Raw genomic sequence first — 17102 nt, forward strand, 5'->3', positions numbered from 1 at the left:
TCGGGATAAATGCAGGTAGTCCATACCGGCCAATGACCGGATTCTGGACGGAGCCTTCCGCTCAGCGAACCTGCTTCGCTACTGTCCCGCTACGCACACGCCCCGTGGCAGCGCCGCCGCGGAGCGCAGCCGTGAAGCGACTGGGCCCGGACACGCCGGGCCCATCTGTCGATCGGCGGCCTCTCAAGCGCGTCACTGACGGGACTCGGTGACGCATCCGCCGCGACGGGGGCCTGCCGACCTCACCACTTAAGGAGTGGGCGTCGTGACCGCGGAGACCTCCCAGACGCTCGATCGAGGGCTGAAGGTTCTCAAGCTGCTGGCCGATACCGACCACGGGCTGACCGTCACCGAGCTTTCCAACAAACTGGGCGTGAACCGGACCGTTGTGTACCGGTTGCTCGCCACCCTGGAGCAGCACGCACTCGTACGACGTGACCTGGGCGGGCGAGCCCGCGTCGGACTCGGCGTGCTGAGGCTCGGCCGCCAGGTGCATCCGCTGGTGCGGGAGGCCGCGTTGCCCGCGCTGCGGTCGCTGGCCGAGGACATAGGGGCGACCGCGCATCTGACGCTGGTGGACGGGACGGAGGCGCTCGCCGTCGCCGTCGTCGAGCCGACCTGGACGGACTACCACGTGGCCTACCGGGCCGGGTTCCGGCATCCGCTGGACCGGGGCGCCGCGGGCCGGGCGATCCTCGCCGCACGCCAGCGGCGACCGGACGAGCCGGGGTACACCCTGACGCACGGCGAGTTGGAGGCGGGGGCGAGCGGGGCCGCGGCGCCGTTGCTCGGAGTCACGGGCGTCGAGGGCAGCGTGGGTGTGGTGATGCTGGCGGACGCGGTGCCGGAGCGGGTGGGGCCGCGGGTGATGGACGCTGCGCGGGAGGTGGCGGAGGCGTTGCGCTGAGCCCTGCGGCTCCTGACGCGGGGCGGTGCCCTGGGCGGGTGCGGGGCGTTCGGTGCCGCGCGGTGTGGTGCGGGGCTGTGGGGGCGTCGGCCGGCGGTTGCCGGGTGCCGCCTGCGCCCACCTTCCCCCACTCTCGGCTTCGCTCGAGCGGGGGGACCCCCATCGCCCCGGCGGCACGACTGCCCGCAGGCTGGGGGGTGGGGGGCTGGGGGCGACCGTTACATTGACCTCGTGCTCTCTCGTCTCTCACGTCCCCAGGCCCTCGTCGTCTGTGCTCTGCCGCTCGTGGCGCTGTTCGCCACGGCGGCGTTCGCGCCGTTGCCGTTCTCGGTGGCGCAGCCGGGCATGACGGCGAACGTCCTCGGTGAGAACAAGGGCGACCCGGTCATCACGATCTCCGGCGCGCCCACCCGGGAGACTAAGGGGCAGCTGCGGATGACGACGATCGAGGCGACCAGCCCCGACACGGACGTCACGCTCTCCGATGTGATCGACGGCTGGTTCCGTACCGACCAGGCGATCATGCCGCGCGACTCGGTCTACCCCAGCGGGGAGAGCACCAAGGAGATCGAGCGGCACAACACCGAGCAGATGCGGCAGTCCCAGGACGCCGCGACCGAGGCCGCGCTGTCGTACCTGCACCGCACCGGCGACGGCCTCAAGGTCACACTGAAGCTGGCCGACGTGGGCGGCCCGAGCGCGGGGCTGCTGTTCTCGCTAGGCATCGTCGACAAGCTCGACGGCGACGGCAGCGGCGGCGACCTCACGGGCGGCCGCACGATCGCCGGGACGGGGACCATCGACGCCGACGGCAAGGTCGGCGCGGTCGGCGGCGTCGCCCTGAAGACGCAGGCCGCCCGGCGCGACGGGGCGACCGTGTTCCTCGTGCCGAAGGACGAGTGCGGCGACGCGAAGGCCGAGCTGCCCAAGGGCCTGCGGCTGATCCCGGTCACCACCCTCAAGGGCGCGGTGGGCGCACTTGTCGCCCTGGAGAACGGGAAGGGCTCGGTACCGAGCTGCTGACCCACCTGATCAACTGAACCCTGATCAACTGAACCCCTGGTCACTTCACGAATCCCTGGTCACTTCACGAACCCCTGGACCTTCATCCAGTCCAGGGCGACCTGGTGCGGATCCTCCCCGTCGACGTCCACCTTGGCGTTCAGCTCCTGCGCCACCGTGTTGTCGAGCCTCTTCGTGATCGGGTTCAGCAGGCCCGCGATCGCCGGCCACTTCTTCAGCGCCTTGGAGTTGATCACGGGGGCCGCGTTGTAGTTGGGGAAGAAGTCCTTGTCGTCGTCCATCACCACCAGGTTCATCGACCTGATGCGGCCGTCGGTCGTGTACACCTCCCCGTAGGTGCAACTCCCCTTCGCCGCCTGCGTGTAGATGATCCCCGTGTCCATCTGGGTGATCCGGGACGCCGCGATGTTCATGCCGTACGCCTTCTCCATGCCCGGCAGCCCGTCCGCCCGGTTGGCGAACTCGCCCTCCACGCACAGCGTCACGGCACCCGGGTCCGACTTCGACAGCGCGGCCACGTCCGACAGCGTGTTCGTGCCGTACTTCCTGTGGTTGGCCTGGTTCATGGCCAGCGCGTAGGTGTTGTCCAGCCGGGACGGCGGCAGCCAGGTCAGCCCGTTCCCCAGGTCGGCGTCATGGACCGCCCGCCACTGCGCCTGCGGGTCGGTGATGGGCTCGCTGTTGCCCATGTACGTGATCCACGCGGTGCCCGTGTACTCGTACATGGCGTCGGCGTCGCCCTTGCGGACCGCCTCACGGCTGCCGATGGAGCCCTGGATGCCGGTACGGTCCAGTACGTCCGCGCCGGCCGCCTGGAAGGCGATGCCGATCATCGCGCCGAGGATGAGGTTCTCGGTGAACGACTTGGACGTCACCGTGAGATGGGCGCCGTCCAGCGGCTCGCCCTGTCCGATCGACCCGGGCGAGACGTCGTCGACCATCGGCGAGCCGCTGCTCAGCCCGCACCCGGAGAGCACCGCCAGCGCGAGGACCGGCGCCAGTGTGCGGGCGGCTTTCCGCCGCGGGCGTCTCACGTGCCCACCTCCAGTCCGCGTGGCCGCAGCAGCACCTCGGCCAGCGAGGCCAGCCAGTCGACCAGCAGCGCCAGCGCCACCGTGAGGATCGCGCCCAGCACCAGCACCGGCATGCGCTGGTTGGTGATGCCGGCCGTGATCAGGACGCCCAGGCCGCCGCCCCCGCCGAAGGTCGCCAGGGTCGCCGTGCCGACGTTCAGCACGAGCGCCGTGCGGACGCCGGCCAGGATGAGCGGGACCGCCAGCGGCAGCTCCACCCGGCACAGCACCCCGACGGGGGTCATGCCGATCCCGCGGGCCGCCTCCAGCAGCGTCGGGTCGTTCGCCTTCAGCCCCGCCACGGTGTTGGAGAGCACGGGCAGGACGGCGTAGGCGATGATGCCGATCAGGGCGGCCCTGCGGCCGATGCCCAGCCAGATCACCAGCAGCGCCAGCAGGCCGATCGCGGGGGTCGCCTGCCCCATGTTGGCGAGGGCCAGCGCGACGGGTGTCGCCTTCCGGAACCTCCGCCGGGTGAGCAGGATGCCCAGCGGGATCGCGATGATCAGCACGAAGAAGGTGGAGATCACCGTGAGTTGGACTTGCTGCCACAGGGCCTTGGACACCTGCCCGTTCGACAGCGCGTTCTTGGAGATCGTGTCCAGGTCCGCCTGCTGGAACCACAGCCAGGTCGCCAGCAGCAGGGCGACCAGGAAGGCGGGCAGGAAGGTCAGCTTCTGCCAGGTGAGGCGTCGCCGCGGGGGAGCGGGCGGCGGGGACGGCGACTCCGCCTCCGCCTCCGCGTCCGCCTGCGCCTGTTCCTGGGCCTGTTCCTGCGCCTGGTTCTCCGCCGGTTCCTCCGGCCGGTCGTCGAGCTCGGGGGTGCTCACGCCTTCGCCTCCCCGGCCGGGCCCTCCTGTTCGGCGTGCGTCTGCGCGGCCCGGGCCTCCTCCAGGTCGTGCTGTGCCTCCAGGGCCTCCAGCCGGTCGGCCTCCAGCAGTTCGTGGACGGAGTTCATCAGCGTCTCCATGTCGACGACCCCGGTGTACTCGCCGCGCCGCCCGGTGACCGCGACCCGTCCGGTGCTGTCGGTCAGCACCGCCTCCAGCGCGTCGCGCAGGGTGGCGTCCCGGGTCACCGTGTCGTGGACCAGGGTGCCCGCCCGGGCCAGTGAGCCCCTGGCCCGCATCAGGTCCCCGCGGCGCAGCCACTTGTAGGGCCGGCCCCGCCTGTCCAGCAGCAGGATCTCGTTCGTGCCGCTGACCCGGAGCTTGTTGAAGATGGTCTGGAGCGGGTCGTCGACGGTCACCGTCGGGTAGCCGGTGATCTCCACGTCCCGGACGCGGCTGAGGTTGAGCCGCTTCAGGGCCGCCCCCGCCCCGACGAACCCGGACACGAAGTCGTCCGCCGGGTTGGTGAGGATCGCCTCCGGGGTGTCGAACTGGGCGATGTGCGAGCGCTCGCGCAGCACCGCGATCCGGTCGCCGAGCTTGATCGCCTCGTCGAAGTCGTGGGTGACGAACACGATGGTCTTGTGCAGCTCGTGCTGGAGCCGGATCAGCTCGTCCTGGAGGTGGTCGCGGGTGATCGGGTCGACGGCGCCGAACGGCTCGTCCATCAGCAGCACCGGCGGGTCGGCCGCCAACGCCCTTGCCACACCCACCCGTTGCTGCTGCCCGCCGGACAGCTGGCGCGGATAGCGGCCGTGGAACTCGCCGGGGTCGAGGCCGACCAGGTCGAGCATCTCCTCCACCCGGCCCCGGATCCGCGCCTTCGGCCAGCCGATCATCCGCGGCACGAGCGAGATGTTCTGCGCGACCGTCATGTGCGGGAAGAGTCCGGACGACTGGATCGCGTACCCCACCTTGCGGCGCAGCTTCACCGGGTCGATGTCGGTGACGTCCTCGCCGTCGATCCGGATCCGTCCGCCGCTCGGCTCGATCAGCCGGTTGATCATCTTCAGCGTCGTCGACTTCCCGCAGCCGGACGGCCCCACGAAGATGACGGTCTCGCCCGCCTTGATCTCCATGGTGACGTTGTCGACGGCGGGGTTCGGATTGCCCGGGTAGCGCTTGGTGAGGTTCTCCAGCTCGATCGACGCCCCGTGGGAGGAGGCGCGGGAGCCGTCGGGCGAGTCAGACACGGATCCCCCTGGGAATCGTCAGCCGTCCGATCAGGACGTACGCGGCGTCGAACAGCAGGGCCAGCACGATGATCCCGAGCGTGCCCGCGAGCACCTGGTTGAGCGCGTTCTTGCTGCCCAGCGAGGCGATGCCACGGAAGATCTCGTTGCCGAGACCGGGCCCGGAGGCATACGCGGCGATGGCGGCGATGCCCATCAGCATCTGCGTGGAGACCCGGATCCCGGTCAGGATCGGCGGCCAGGCCAGCGGCAGCTCGACCCGCGTCAGCCGCGTCAGCCGGGACATCCCGATGCCCTTGGCCGCGTCCACCAGGGACGGATCGACCCCGCGCAGCCCGACGATGGCGTTGCGCACGATCGGCAGCAGCCCGTACAGCGTCAGCGCGATCACCGTCGGCGGAACGCCCAGCCCCACCATCGGGATCAGCAGACCGATCATGGCGAGCGACGGGATGGTGAGGATGGTGGAGGTGGCGGTGGTGGCGAGGTTGCCGCCCCATTCGCTGCGGTAGGCGAGGACCCCGATCAGCACACCCAGCAGGGTCGCCACGACCATGCACTGGAAGACGACGCTGGCGTGTTGGTAGGCGTCGGTGAGCAGCTGCTGGTGACGGTTGCCCAGGTACTCCCAGAAGCTCACACGCCCTCACCACCCCATGCCGGCCGGGTTCATCTCCCTGTCCGCAGGCCTGCCGCCTGTTCCACCAGCGGGATGATCCGCAGCGGAACGGGGTTCTCCATCACGATCGCGGTGGCGGCCCGGACAATGCCATCAAAACCGACGACCAGGTCGATCACCCGCTGGAGATCGGCGTTGGAACGGGCCACCAGCCGGCACAGCATGTCCCCGCTGCCGGTGGTGGTGTGCAGCTCCAGCACCTCCGGGACGGTGGCCAAGTGCGCCCGCACGTCGGCCCCTTGCCCCTGCCGGATCTGCAGCGTGGCGAAGGCGGTGACCGGGTAGCCGAGGGCCGCCGGATCGACCTCGGGGCCAAATCCCCGGATGACTCCATTCGACTGAAGCCGGTCGAGCCGCGCCTGCACCGTCCCGCGGGCCACCCCCAGCCGCCGGGACATCTCCAGCACCCCCAGCCGCGGCTCCCGGGCCAGCAGCACGATGATCCGGCCGTCCAGCTGATCGATCCCCATCCCCGCGCGCCTCCACGATGGTCAGCCTGTACACAACACCCGCGGATACGGGCGTCCGACTGAACACATTGTCCAGCGATGGTGCGAACTATTGCGCACCTTGCCGCCCGGCGCGACGCTTTCGGTATGACGCAGACCACACACCACACTCCCGACACCGCCCGGCAGGCCGATCCCTTCCCGGTCAAGGGAATGGACGCGGTCGTCTTCGCCGTGGGCAACGCCAAGCAGGCGGCGCACTACTACTCCACCGCCTTCGGCATGACGCTGGTCGCCTACTCCGGACCGGAGACGGGCAGCCGTGAGACCGCCTCGTACGTGCTCACGAACGGCTCGGCCCGCTTCGTCCTGACCTCCGTCATCAAGCCCGCCACCACCTGGGGCCACTTCCTCGACCGGCATGTCGCCGAGCACGGCGACGGCGTCGTCGACCTCGCCATCGAGGTCCCGGACGCCCGCGCCGCGTACGCCTACGCCGTCGAGCACGGCGCCCGCTCGATCGCCGAGCCGTACGAGCTGAAGGACGAGCACGGCACGGTCGTGCTGGCCGCGATCGCCACCTACGGCGAGACCCGCCACACCCTCGTCGACCGCTCCGGCTACGACGGCCCCTACCTCCCCGGCTTCGTCGCCGCCGACCCGATCGTCGCACCGCCCGCCCAGCGCACCTTCCAGGCCATCGACCACTGCGTCGGCAACGTCGAACTCGGCCGGATGAACGACTGGGTCGGGTTCTACAACAAGGTCATGGGCTTCACGAACATGAAGGAGTTCGTGGGCGACGACATCGCCACCGAGTACAGCGCGCTGATGTCGAAGGTCGTCGCCGACGGCACCCTCAAGGTCAAGTTCCCGATCAACGAGCCGGCGATCGCGAAGAAGAAGTCCCAGATCGACGAGTACCTGGAGTTCTACGGCGGCGCGGGCGTCCAGCACATCGCGCTCAACACCGGCGACATCGTGCAGACGGTACGGACGATGCGCGCGGCCGGCGTCCAGTTCCTCGACACCCCGGACTCCTACTACGACACGCTCGGCGAGTGGGCCGGCGACACCCGCGTCCCCGTCGAGACCCTGCGCGAGCTGAAGATCCTCGTCGACCGCGACGAGGACGGCTATCTGCTGCAGATCTTCACCAAGCCGGTCCAGGACAAGCCGACCGTCTTCTTCGAGATCATCGAACGGCACGGCTCGATGGGCTTCGGCAAGGGCAACTTCAAGGCCCTGTTCGAGGCGATCGAACGCGAGCAGGCCAAGCGGGGCAACCTGTAGGACGGCAACCCCTGTAGGCAGCTCGTCAAGGGGGTCACCGGGGCAGTTTCGCCGGGGCCGGTTCGGCGCCCAGGTCCGCCAGGGCGACCCGGGCCACCGGAACGAGCAGCGGGGAGAAGTACGGGTTGATCTGCAACGCCTCCTGAAGGTGTCTGCGGGCCGGCCCGTCCTGCCCCAGCCTCCGCTCGATCATGGCCCGGTGGTACAGGTACGGCGCGCTGCGCACCGCGCCCCCGTGCATCCGGTCGGTGGCGATCATGGCCAACTTCAGGGCCTCCTTGTCGTCGTCGGCCCGGTGCAGCGCCCAGCCCAGCGCGTCCGCGACCGCGATCGCCGGCTGCCGCCGCCACTCGGCCCGCAGCCGCCGTACCGCCGACGCCGGATCGCCGTGGTCCGCCTCGAACCGGCCCAGCACCAGCGCCCCGTCGACCCCGCCCGCCGCCTCTTGCCGGACCCGCGCCCGCAGCAGGTCGTACTGCACGTGCGCCGCCTGCGTGAGCCCCAGCGACTCGTACAGCTCGCCCAGCTCCAGCGCGTACCCCGGCAGCGGCTGCCGGGCGAGCGCCGCCCGGTACGCGCTCAGCGCCTCCGACGTCCGCCCCAGCGCCGCCAGCGCCCGCCCCTGCCCGGCCTGCGCGGCCCGCTGGTCGGGGTCGATCCGGACCGCCTCCTCGAAGTGCCGCAGCGCGTCCTCCCGCTCGCCGCGCTCCCAGGCGAGCTGCCCGGCCCGCTCCAGCCAGGCCGCCTGCTCGGCGGGCGCGGAGGCACCGGCCGCCGCGTCGGCCAGCGCCGCCTGCGCGTCCTCCCGCCAGCCCCGGTCCCAGTAGACGCCCGCCGCCCGCGCCCGCACCGCGGGACCGGAGTGCAGCGCCGTCAGCCTGTCGAGCGCCGTGCGGGCCTTCTTGTAGTCGCCGAGCCCCGTGTAGGCGTCGATGAGCTGCGCATACGTCGTCCAGCGCGTCGGCGCCGCCTTGCGCGCGGCCTCGCCCCAGGCCAGGGCCGTGGGGAAGTCGCGGCGCGCGTTGGCCAGCGCGGCCAGACCCTCCAGGGCCTCGGCGTTGCCCCCGGGGCGCGCGTTCAGTGAGGTCCGCAGCGCCTGCTCGGCCCTGGGGTAGAGGAGCGCCGCGTCGGCGGTGCGCCGGCCCTGTTCGACGTAGGCCGTGCCGAGCACCGCCCAGGACCGGGCGTCCTTGGGATGCGTCCGCACCCGGCTCTCCCGCTGCTCGATCAGCGCCGCCAGGTCGGACAGCCCGGCCGGCACCCCCGCCCGGACCGCCGTCCCCGCCTGCGCCCCCGGCGCCGGCGCGGGCGCCCGCCGCACGGCCGGCGCCCCGCCCGGCCAGGACATCAGCGCCCCGCCGCCCAGCACGAGACATCCCGCGAGCGAGCCGACGAGCAGCCGCCGCCGACGGAACCAAGAGACCTTCTCCATGGCGTTCACTGTGCGTCAGTACGACGACTCTGCGACGTCAGCCGAAGCGCCCGGCGGACGGGGTTCACACCGATGGCCCCGGGTGCGAACCTGTGATCATGAGCCGTTCGGAAGCACGACACAACGACGGGTCCGTGGTGACGGGCACCCTCCTCGACCGTCTGCTGACCGGCCTGCCCGCCGAGGCCGTCCTCACCGACCCGGACGTCACGGTCTCCTACGCCAACGACATGGCGAGCTTCTGCCCCGCCGGCGCCCCGGCCGTGGTCGTGCTGCCGCGCACGGTCGAGGAGGTCCAGCACGTCATGCGCACGGCAAGCGAGCTGCGCGTCCCGGTCGTCCCGCAGGGCGCGCGCACCGGCCTGTCCGGCGGCGCCAACGCCTCCGACGGCTGCGTCGTCCTCTCCCTGACGAAGATGGACCGCATCCTCGAGATCAACCCGGTCGACCGGATCGCCGTCGTCGAACCGGGCGTCGTCAACGCGACGCTCTCCCGCGCGGTCGGCGAACACGGCCTGTACTACCCGCCCGACCCCTCCAGCTGGGAGATGTGCACGATCGGCGGGAACATCGGCACCGCCTCGGGCGGCCTGTGCTGTGTGAAGTACGGGGTGACGGCCGAGTACGTCCTCGGCCTGGACGTCGTCCTGGCCGACGGCCGGCTGATGTCCACCGGCCGCCGCACCGCGAAGGGCGTCGCCGGGTACGACCTGACCCGGCTGTTCGTCGGCTCCGAGGGCTCGCTGGGGATCGTCGTGCGGGCGATCCTGGCGCTGAAGCCGCAGCCGCCGCAGCAGCTGGTGCTGGCGGCCGAGTTCGCGTCCGGGGCCGCCGCCTGCGACGCGGTGTGCCGGATCATGGCGGGCGGGCACGTCCCGTCCCTCCTCGAACTGATGGACCATACGACGGTCCGCGCCGTCAACGACCTCGCCCACATGGGCCTGCCGGACACCACCGAAGCCCTCCTCCTGGCCGCCTTCGACACCCCCGACCCGGGCGCCGACCTCGCCGCCGTCGGCGCGCTGTGCGAGGCGGCCGGCGCGACCCAGGTGGTCCCCGCGGACGACTTCGCCGAGTCCGAACTGCTGCTCCAGGCCCGGCGGTCGTCGCTGGTCGCCCTGGAGGCCGTCAAGGGCACGACGATGATCGACGACGTGTGCGTGCCCCGCTCCCGGCTCGCCGAGATGCTCGAAGGCGTCGAACGCATCGCGGACAAGCATCAGTTGACGATCGGGGTCGTCGCCCACGCCGGCGACGGCAACACCCACCCCACCGTCTGCTTCGACGCGCAGGACCCCGACGAGTGCCGGCGCGCCCGTGAGTCCTTCGACGAGATCATGGGCCTCGGCCTGGAACTCGGCGGCACCATCACCGGCGAGCACGGCGTGGGCGTGCTGAAGAAGGAGTGGCTCGCGCGCGAACTCGGCCCGGTGGGCGTGGAGATGCAGCGGGCGGTCAAGGCGGCCTTCGACCCGCTGGGCATCCTCAACCCGGGCAAGCTGTTCTGAGCCTCCCAGGGCAGCGGACCGGGGGCTCACTCACCTCCGTCCTTCGACTCTTCGCCCGGCCACGGGTCGCGCAGCCACAGGTCGTCCGCGGGGGTGGGGGCGAGCAGGTCGGCCAGGGCGCCGTCGAGGCCCAGTTGCTCGCCCTCGGTCCCCGGGGGCACCACCCGCAGCGTCCGCTCCAGCCAGGCCGACACCTGGGCCGCGGGCGCCTCCAGGAGGGCGTCGCCGTCCGGTGAACTCAGCGCCATCAGGACGACGCTGCGCCCGTCCGCCTTCGTCGGCCACACCCGCACGTCCCCGTGCCCGCACGGCCGGAACACGCCCTCCACCAGCAGCTCGCGGGCGAACGTCCAGTTGACCGGGTGCTCGGAGTTGATGTGGAAGGCGACGTGGACGGCGAAGGGGTCGTCGCTGCGGTAGCCGAGCCGGGCCGGGACCGGGATGCTGCGCTCCGGCGACAGGATGAGCTTGAGCTCCAGCTCGCGCTCCACCACGGTGTGCTGCATGTCGGTTCTCCTCTCGATACGGACCTCGTACGGGCCCGCGGTGGGCCCGTACGAGTGGAGAGGGGGCCGGGCCGGAACCATTACGCGGATTCGGAGAACTTTTTCGCGACGTTTTCCGCAGGGGGTGCCGGGGCGCGGTGCGGAGCGGGGTGTGGAGCGGGCCGCGGCGGGTTCGGGTCCTGCGACCCGGGGGGGGCAGTTCCGAACGTGTGAAGAGCGTGCACGAGGTTGCTCGGAAAAGGGCGGGTCCGACGGGACTGGCGGTGGGGGTTGCGCCGGTCTGATAGATGTGGAGGCTCCCATCCCACCCCCGAGCAGATACGGGACGACGGACATGAGCGCCCCAACCCCGGCACCCGGCGACGACAGGCCCCGCGAAGGGTATTACCCGGACCCGTCCATTCCTGGCTACGTCCGGTACTGGAACGGTGCCGCCTGGGTACCGGGCACCAGCCGACCGGCGCCGTCCGACGGCCGCCCGCTCACGCCCCCGTCCGGCGCGCCCCCGGCCTCCGTGGAGGAGACCGGCCCGCACTTCTTCGACGAGGACCCGGCGCCGGCCGACCCGTACGACGGCCGTCCCGAGCCGGCCTCCGCGTGGGGCGCCGACCGCGCCCACCAGTCCGGCTTCGGCGGCGAGCAGGACCGCCGCGTCTCCTGGGGCGGCGGCCCGCAGGCTCCCGATCCGAGGGTCCCGTCGCCCGCCCCGGCCCAGCCCGAGGGCCGGTCGACGAGCACGGACGGCACGGCGACGATCCCGCCCGCCGACCCGGAGGACGGCAGCGGGGACGTGGTCTCCGGTGGCACCTTCGTCTTCCGCCGGCCGACGGCGGGCAACGGGGGAGCTGACGGCAACGGGGGAGCCGGTGCGGTCGGAACGCGGTCCGGCGCGTCCGGTCCCGCGGGCCTCATCCCTGACGAGGGCACCGTCACCTTCCGCGCGCCGGTCCCGCGCACGGGCGACCAGCCCGGCGCTTCCGGCGCGCACCCCGGGAGCACACCGGGCTCCGCCTCGCCGTTCCCGCCCGCAGCCCGGTCGACGCCTGGTTTCGCTGCGCAGGGTCCGGCAGAGGCGGCCGCCCCCGGCTCGGTCCCACCAGGCTTCGGCACCCAGGGCCCCGTCGGCGCGTCCGGCAACACCGCCACCCCCGGCCCGGCTGCCAAGCCCGGTTTCGGGGCCGGTAAGGCGGCTGCCGAGCGGGCTGCGGCTCAGGGCGCCGGTGTTCCGGCCCCGCAGGGCCCCGCCGGGTTCCCGGCAGCCCAGTCCGCCGCAGCGCCGGCCGCCCAGGCACCCGGCGTCCAGCCCGCCGCGCATGCACCCGGCGCCCCGGCGCCCGCCGCTCTCTCCGGTTCCCAGCAGACCGCCCCGAGCGTGCCCCATCAGTCCGGCGCTCCCGGCCTGGCCCAGCCGCAGCCTGGTGTTCCCGGTGGGGCCCAGCCGCAGTCTGCCGTGGCTGGGGACCGGGCGTCCGGGGCAGTGGGGGCCGGCCCGTTGGCTGCCGGGGCCGGTGGGGGGCAGCCGTCGTGGGCGCAGCAGGTGCACCGGCTGGCGGGGGCCGAGGACGGCCCCGTCGCGCCCTGGAAGCCGCCGGTCGAGGACATCTTCCAGGCGGCAGCCCGGCGTCAGGCCTCGGCCCGTCCCGCGGGTCTCGGAAAGCGGCTGGCGGCGCGTCTCGTCGACACGCTCGTCCTCGCGGGCGTCACCTCCGCCGCCGCCGTACCGCTCGGCGTGAAGGCGCTCGACCACGTCAACGAGAAGATCGACGCGGCCAAGCTCACCGGAGAGACCGTCACGGTCTGGCTGCTGGACGGCACGACGTCGGTGTACCTGGCGATCGTCCTAGGGGTCCTGCTGGTCTTCGGGGTGGTCTACGAGGCCCTGCCGACCGCCAAGTGGGGCCGCACGCTGGGCAAGAAGCTGTTCGGTCTGGAGGTGCGGGACATCGAGGGCGGCGAACCCCCGTCCTTCGGGGCGGCCCTGCGCCGCTGGCTCGTGTACAGCGTGCCCGGTCTGCTCGTCGTCGGTGTCGTGGGCGTCGTCTGGGGGCTGTTCGACAAGCCGTGGCGGCAGTGCTGGCACGACAAGGCTGCGCACACGTTCGTCGCCGGCTGACCGGTGGCCCGGACGGCCGGTGGCCCGGACGGCCGGTAGCCCGGACGGCTGCTCGCCGGATGCGGAGCCGAGGGGTTCGGGGTCGACTCGGGGGCATGACCACCGAACCGCCCCCCGGCTCCGGCGGCGGCGAGCCGCCGGAGGACGACCCGTTCAGGAAACGGCCTTCGCAGCAGCCCCCGCGGTCGCCGCACGGCGAGGGGCAGGGCGGTTCGCCCTACGACACCCCGCAGGGACCGTACGGCGGCGGCCCGTACGGAGGCGACCCGTACGGCGGCGGCCCGCACGGGGGTGGTCCCTACGGCGGTGACCCTTACGGCGGTTACCCCGAGGACCCGCTGGCCGGGATGCCCCCGCTCGCCGACAGCGGCAAGCGCACGCTGGCGAGGATCATCGACATGATCCTCGTCTTCGCCGTGGTGACGCTGCTGGCGTGGGCCTTCGGGGTGGCGCAGTACACGACGGACGCGGACAAGATCCAGTTCGGCAAGACCTTCGGGCGTGAGCTCGTCGCCGCGATCCTGTACGTCGCGTACGACACGGTGCTGACCGCCCGGTCCGGCCAGACGCTGGGCAAGAAGTGGCTCGGCATGCGTGTGGCCGACCTCGACGACGGCTCCACTCCCTCCGCGCAGACGTCGCTGATCCGCGCCCTGGTGCTGTGGGTGCCGTTCGCGTTCTGCTGCGCCTGTCTGTGGACGGCGGTCTGCGGCGGCTGGAGCTTCTTCGACAAGCCCTACAAGCAGGGCCTGCACGACAAGGCGGCCAAGACGGTGGTGGTCAGCACCACCTGACACACAACCAGTCGACCGGCCGACCCGCCGACCGGCCGACACGTCCGGCCGACCGGCACGACCAAGGGCCCGCGCCCGATGCCCGGCGCGGGCCCTTGGTCGTGCCGCGGGGTCTCAGGGAGCTGTGGGCTCCCGGACGGGCTCGGACGCCGAGGCGACCGAGGCCGGTACGGGGGCGCTCACGGGCGCGTGCACAGGAACGGGTACGGGACCGGGTGCCGGAACCGGAACGGGTGCGGTCCGGCTCGCGGATCGGCTGGGTCGGCGCGCCGCGGAGCGGGCCACGGGGGCCCGCGACGGCTTCGGCGTCGGCACCGTCATGGCGACGAGGACGCCGAGTGCGACCGCGGCGACGACGACGACGGCGATCCCGGGGCCCGAACTCGTCTGTGACAGCAGCAGCATGGCGAGCGTCGAGAGGATGACGGTGCAGGAACCGTATGTGAGCTGTGCGACAGTCGGACGAGGCATGGCAATCGTGTCCTCGGAAGCGGGGGCGTTCTCGACTCTATTCGCCTGCATGCCCGAGTGGACCGAACGGTAAGCGTGACCTAACCCACGGTGCCGGTGCACAGGGGGCGCACGGAGTCATGGCGTCCACCAAGTGGACTGCCCCGCGCGCCTGTCTCATTACCGTCATGTGTCCGTATTGCGAACACCGGCTTCCAATAATGCAGTTGTCTTGCTCAAGTCAAGATCTGTCTTTTCTCGCAAACCAGTAGTCAAATGGCGTCACTTGACTACACGCGTATAACAGCGCGCGGACCTTCCTTGACAGGGATCCCCCTTTCCGCGCGCACGGGCGCGTGCGTGGGAGGACATCAAGTGACCAGTAGATCCTGGACGTTCAGGACGGCCGCGACGGTCGTCGCCCTCGCGGCGGCCACGGCGACGTTCACGACGTTCGCCGTGGCGCAGGCAGCCGAGAACAGCTCGGCGCAGCCCCCGGCGGCGGGCAGGCACGACCCTCAGCCGGCCAAGGCCCGCGAGCACGACTTCGACGGGCCGCTCAGCAAGACGCAGGAGGCGCAGCGCGAGGAGGCCCTCAAGGAGGTCATAGCCGGCCGGTCGTCGGTCAAGAACCGCGACGGCTCGAAGGTCGTCCAGCTCAAGAGCAAGAAGGGCGACAGCAAGTACGTCGAACTCGGCCGCGAGAAGACCGACAAGATCTTCACGATCCTCGTCGAGTTCGGCGACCAGGTCGACAGCCGCTACGGCGGCACGCCCGGCCCGCTGCACAACCAGATAGCCAAGCCGGACCGCAAGCAGGACAACTCCACGGCCTGGCAGGCGGACTACGACCAGAAGCACTTCCAGGACCTGTACTTCGGCACCGGCAAGAACGCCGAGTCGCTCAAGAAGTACTACGAGAAGCAGTCCTCGGGCCGCTACTCGGTCGACGGCGAGGTCACCGACTGGGTCAAGGTCCCCTACAACGAGGCCCGCTACGGCTCCAACAAGGCCTCCAACGGCGCCTGGTACGCGGTCCAGGACGGCGTCAACGCCTGGGTCGCCGAGCGCGAGGCCGCCGGTGACACGGCCGCCGAGATCAAGGCGGAGCTGGCCCAGTACGACCAGTGGGACCGCTACGACTTCGACGGCGACGGCGACTTCAACGAGCCCGACGGCTACATCGACCACTTCCAGATCGTGCACGCCGGCGAGGACGAGTCCGCGGGCGGCGGCGCCCAGGGCGAGGACGCCATCTGGGCCCACCGCTGGTACGCCTTCGGCACCGACGCCGGCTCCACCGGCCCGGACGCCAACAGGCTCGGCGGCACCCAGATCGGCGACACGGGCATCTGGGTCGGCGACTACACCATCCAGCCGGAGAACGGCGGACTCGGCGTCTACGCGCACGAGTACGGCCACGACCTCGGCCTGCCGGACGAGTACGACACCTCCCGCGGCGGCGAGAACTCCACCGGCTTCTGGACGCTGATGTCCTCCGGTTCCTGGCTGGGCACCGGCAAGGACACCATCGGCGACCTGCCCGGCGACATGAACGCCTGGGACAAGCTGCAGCTGGGCTGGCTCGACTACGACGTGGCCACGGCCGGCAAGAAGTCGAACCACACGCTGGGCGTCGCGGAGTACAACACCAAGAACCCGCAGGCCCTCATCGTCCAGCTGCCCGACAAGACGGTCACCACCGAGGTGGTCGCCCCGGCGCAGGGCAAGACGCAGTGGTGGAGCGGCAGCGGCAACGACCTGCGCAACTCCCTGTCCCGCTCGGTCGACCTGACCGGCAAGTCCGCCGCGAGCCTCACCCTCGACGGCTGGTGGGACATCGAGGCCGACTTCGACTACCTCTACACCGAGGTGTCCACCGACGGCGGCGCCAACTGGACGCCGATCGACGGCAAGCTGGCCGACGGCAGCGCCATCACCCGTGACGGCAGCGGCAAGCCCGCCCTCACCGGCTCGGTCGCGGCATACCAGAAGCTGACCTACTCGCTGGACGCCTACGCGGGCAAGAAGGTCGACCTGCGCTTCCGCTACCAGAGCGACGGTGGCGTGGCCCTGAAGGGCTTCGCGGCCGACGAGATCACGGTCACCGCCGACGGCGCGACCCTCTTCTCCGACAACGCCGAGTCCCAGGACACCGCCTGGACGGCGAACGGCTTCTCCCGCATCGGCGCGTCCATCACGGACGACTACCCGCAGTACTACATCGCCGAGAACCGCCAGTACACGTCGTACGACAAGACCCTCAAGGTCGGCCCGTACAACTTCGGCTTCTCGACGACCCGTCCGTCCTGGGTCGAGCACTACCCGTACCAGAACGGTCTGCTGATCTGGAAGTGGGACACCTCGCAGGCGGACGACAACACCAGCCAGCACAACGGCACGGGCCTGATCCTGCCCGTCGACGCGCACCCGACGCCGATGAAGTGGGCCGACGGCACGTACATGAACAGCCGGATCCAGTCCTTCGACTCGACCTTCGGCCGCGCCGCGACCGACGCGCTCACGCTGCACAAGGCGGGCGTCGCGACCAAGGTCAAGTCGCGCATCGGCATCCCGGTCTTCGACGACGGCACGTCCACGTACTGGGACCCGAAGACCCCGCTCGCGGGCGTGAAGGTCACTGACACCAACACCCGCATCAAGATCGTCAATGAGCCGGCGGACGGCTCGACGATCAGCCTGCAGGTCGGCCCTTCGGCGAAGTAGCCGACGTTTTCGCAGGTCAGACACGTATCGGCGGTGACCCCCTGGCGGGTCGCCGCCGATCGTGT

General features: G+C 71.3%; 15 protein-coding genes. 7 read left to right on the forward strand and 8 right to left on the reverse strand.

Annotated features, from left to right (window positions below):
* Positions 1–265 precede the first annotated feature (265 nt).
* Together B5557_RS27345 and B5557_RS27355 are read left to right on the forward strand one after the other, a co-directional pair.
* Positions 266–907, forward strand: coding sequence for an IclR family transcriptional regulator (locus tag B5557_RS27345; RefSeq protein WP_079661940.1), 642 nt, complete (start codon positions 266–268; stop codon positions 905–907).
* Between the two features lie 231 nt (positions 908–1138).
* The gene (locus tag B5557_RS27355; protein ID WP_079661941.1) at positions 1139–1930 is read left to right on the forward strand and encodes a YlbL family protein; all 792 of its coding nucleotides are present in this window, start codon (positions 1139–1141) and stop codon (positions 1928–1930) included.
* 59 nt (positions 1931–1989) lie between these two features.
* Here the strand turns inward: B5557_RS27355 and B5557_RS27360 are convergent, their stop codons facing one another.
* The 5 genes from B5557_RS27360 to B5557_RS27380 all read right to left on the reverse strand — a co-directional run bounded on the left by B5557_RS27360 (position 1990) and on the right by B5557_RS27380 (position 6235).
* Complete coding sequence (locus B5557_RS27360; RefSeq protein ID WP_107472733.1) at positions 1990–2871, reverse strand: glycine betaine ABC transporter substrate-binding protein; 882 nt, start codon at positions 2869–2871, stop codon at positions 1990–1992.
* 89 nt (positions 2872–2960) lie between these two features.
* Complete coding sequence (locus tag B5557_RS27365) at positions 2961–3833, reverse strand: ABC transporter permease (RefSeq protein WP_079661943.1); 873 nt, start codon at positions 3831–3833, stop codon at positions 2961–2963.
* Positions 3830–5086: a betaine/proline/choline family ABC transporter ATP-binding protein gene (locus tag B5557_RS27370; RefSeq protein ID WP_079661944.1), complete on the reverse strand. Its 1257-nt coding sequence runs from the start codon at positions 5084–5086 to the stop codon at positions 3830–3832. Before B5557_RS27370 ends, B5557_RS27365 begins: the two co-directional genes overlap by 4 nt.
* The gene (locus tag B5557_RS27375; RefSeq protein ID WP_079661945.1) at positions 5079–5726 is read right to left on the reverse strand and encodes an ABC transporter permease; all 648 of its coding nucleotides are present in this window, start codon (positions 5724–5726) and stop codon (positions 5079–5081) included. Before B5557_RS27375 ends, B5557_RS27370 begins: the two co-directional genes overlap by 8 nt.
* A 29-nt stretch (positions 5727–5755) precedes the next feature.
* Entirely contained in the window at positions 5756–6235 is a 480-nt protein-coding gene (locus B5557_RS27380) for an Lrp/AsnC family transcriptional regulator (protein ID WP_079661946.1), read from the reverse strand.
* A gap of 126 nt (positions 6236–6361) precedes the next feature.
* Here B5557_RS27380 and hppD point away from each other — a divergent pair, with 126 nt between their 5' ends.
* Positions 6362–7507, forward strand: a complete 1146-nt coding sequence (gene hppD / locus B5557_RS27385) for a 4-hydroxyphenylpyruvate dioxygenase (RefSeq protein WP_079661947.1) — start codon at positions 6362–6364, stop codon at positions 7505–7507.
* Positions 7508–7541: 34 nt separating this feature from the next.
* Here the strand turns inward: hppD and B5557_RS27390 are convergent, their stop codons facing one another.
* The gene (locus tag B5557_RS27390) at positions 7542–8939 is read right to left on the reverse strand and encodes a tetratricopeptide repeat protein (protein WP_079661948.1); all 1398 of its coding nucleotides are present in this window, start codon (positions 8937–8939) and stop codon (positions 7542–7544) included.
* A 92-nt stretch (positions 8940–9031) separates the two neighbouring features.
* Between B5557_RS27390 and B5557_RS27395 the strand changes: the two genes are divergently transcribed.
* Entirely contained in the window at positions 9032–10447 is a 1416-nt protein-coding gene (locus B5557_RS27395) for an FAD-binding oxidoreductase (protein ID WP_079661949.1), read from the forward strand.
* A gap of 26 nt (positions 10448–10473) precedes the next feature.
* Here B5557_RS27395 and B5557_RS27400 read toward each other — a convergent pair whose 3' ends face one another.
* A complete protein-coding gene (locus B5557_RS27400; RefSeq protein WP_079661950.1) occupies positions 10474–10953 on the reverse strand; it encodes an SsgA family sporulation/cell division regulator in 480 nt (159 codons plus the stop codon).
* 334 nt (positions 10954–11287) lie between these two features.
* Between B5557_RS27400 and B5557_RS27405 the strand changes: the two genes are divergently transcribed.
* Together B5557_RS27405 and B5557_RS27410 are read left to right on the forward strand one after the other, a co-directional pair.
* Positions 11288–13066: an RDD family protein gene (locus tag B5557_RS27405; protein ID WP_079661951.1), complete on the forward strand. Its 1779-nt coding sequence runs from the start codon at positions 11288–11290 to the stop codon at positions 13064–13066.
* A gap of 95 nt (positions 13067–13161) precedes the next feature.
* On the forward strand, positions 13162–13860 hold the full coding sequence (locus tag B5557_RS27410; protein ID WP_079661952.1) for an RDD family protein: 699 nt from the start codon (positions 13162–13164) through the stop codon (positions 13858–13860).
* A gap of 114 nt (positions 13861–13974) precedes the next feature.
* Here the strand turns inward: B5557_RS27410 and B5557_RS27415 are convergent, their stop codons facing one another.
* The gene (locus B5557_RS27415) at positions 13975–14331 is read right to left on the reverse strand and encodes a hypothetical protein (protein WP_079661953.1); all 357 of its coding nucleotides are present in this window, start codon (positions 14329–14331) and stop codon (positions 13975–13977) included.
* A gap of 354 nt (positions 14332–14685) precedes the next feature.
* Between B5557_RS27415 and B5557_RS27420 the strand changes: the two genes are divergently transcribed.
* Positions 14686–17037 carry an immune inhibitor A domain-containing protein gene (locus B5557_RS27420; RefSeq protein ID WP_079661954.1) on the forward strand — a complete coding sequence of 784 codons (2352 nt, stop codon included), beginning with the start codon at positions 14686–14688 and terminating at the stop codon, positions 17035–17037.
* Positions 17038–17102 lie beyond the last annotated feature (65 nt).

Origin of the sequence: Streptomyces sp. 3214.6 (assembly GCF_900129855.1) — a bacterium.
Taxonomy (GTDB): Bacteria; Actinomycetota; Actinomycetes; order Streptomycetales; family Streptomycetaceae; genus Streptomyces; species Streptomyces soliscabiei.

Excerpts from the sequence above, each read along its gene's own strand:
- B5557_RS27360 (WP_107472733.1), bottom strand. The coding sequence starts at position 2,871 with ATGGTCGACGACGTCTCGCCCGGGTCGATCGGACAGGGCGAGCCGCTG.
- B5557_RS27380 (WP_079661946.1), bottom strand. The coding sequence starts at position 6,235 with ATGGGGATCGATCAGCTGGACGGCCGGATCATCGTGCTGCTGGCCCGG.
- hppD (WP_079661947.1), top strand. The coding sequence starts at position 6,362 with ATGACGCAGACCACACACCACACTCCCGACACCGCCCGGCAGGCCGAT.
- B5557_RS27390 (WP_079661948.1), bottom strand. The coding sequence starts at position 8,939 with ATGGAGAAGGTCTCTTGGTTCCGTCGGCGGCGGCTGCTCGTCGGCTCG.
- B5557_RS27400 (WP_079661950.1), bottom strand. The coding sequence starts at position 10,953 with ATGCAGCACACCGTGGTGGAGCGCGAGCTGGAGCTCAAGCTCATCCTG.
- B5557_RS27405 (WP_079661951.1), top strand. The coding sequence starts at position 11,288 with ATGAGCGCCCCAACCCCGGCACCCGGCGACGACAGGCCCCGCGAAGGG.
- B5557_RS27410 (WP_079661952.1), top strand. The coding sequence starts at position 13,162 with ATGACCACCGAACCGCCCCCCGGCTCCGGCGGCGGCGAGCCGCCGGAG.
- B5557_RS27415 (WP_079661953.1), bottom strand. The coding sequence starts at position 14,331 with ATGCCTCGTCCGACTGTCGCACAGCTCACATACGGTTCCTGCACCGTC.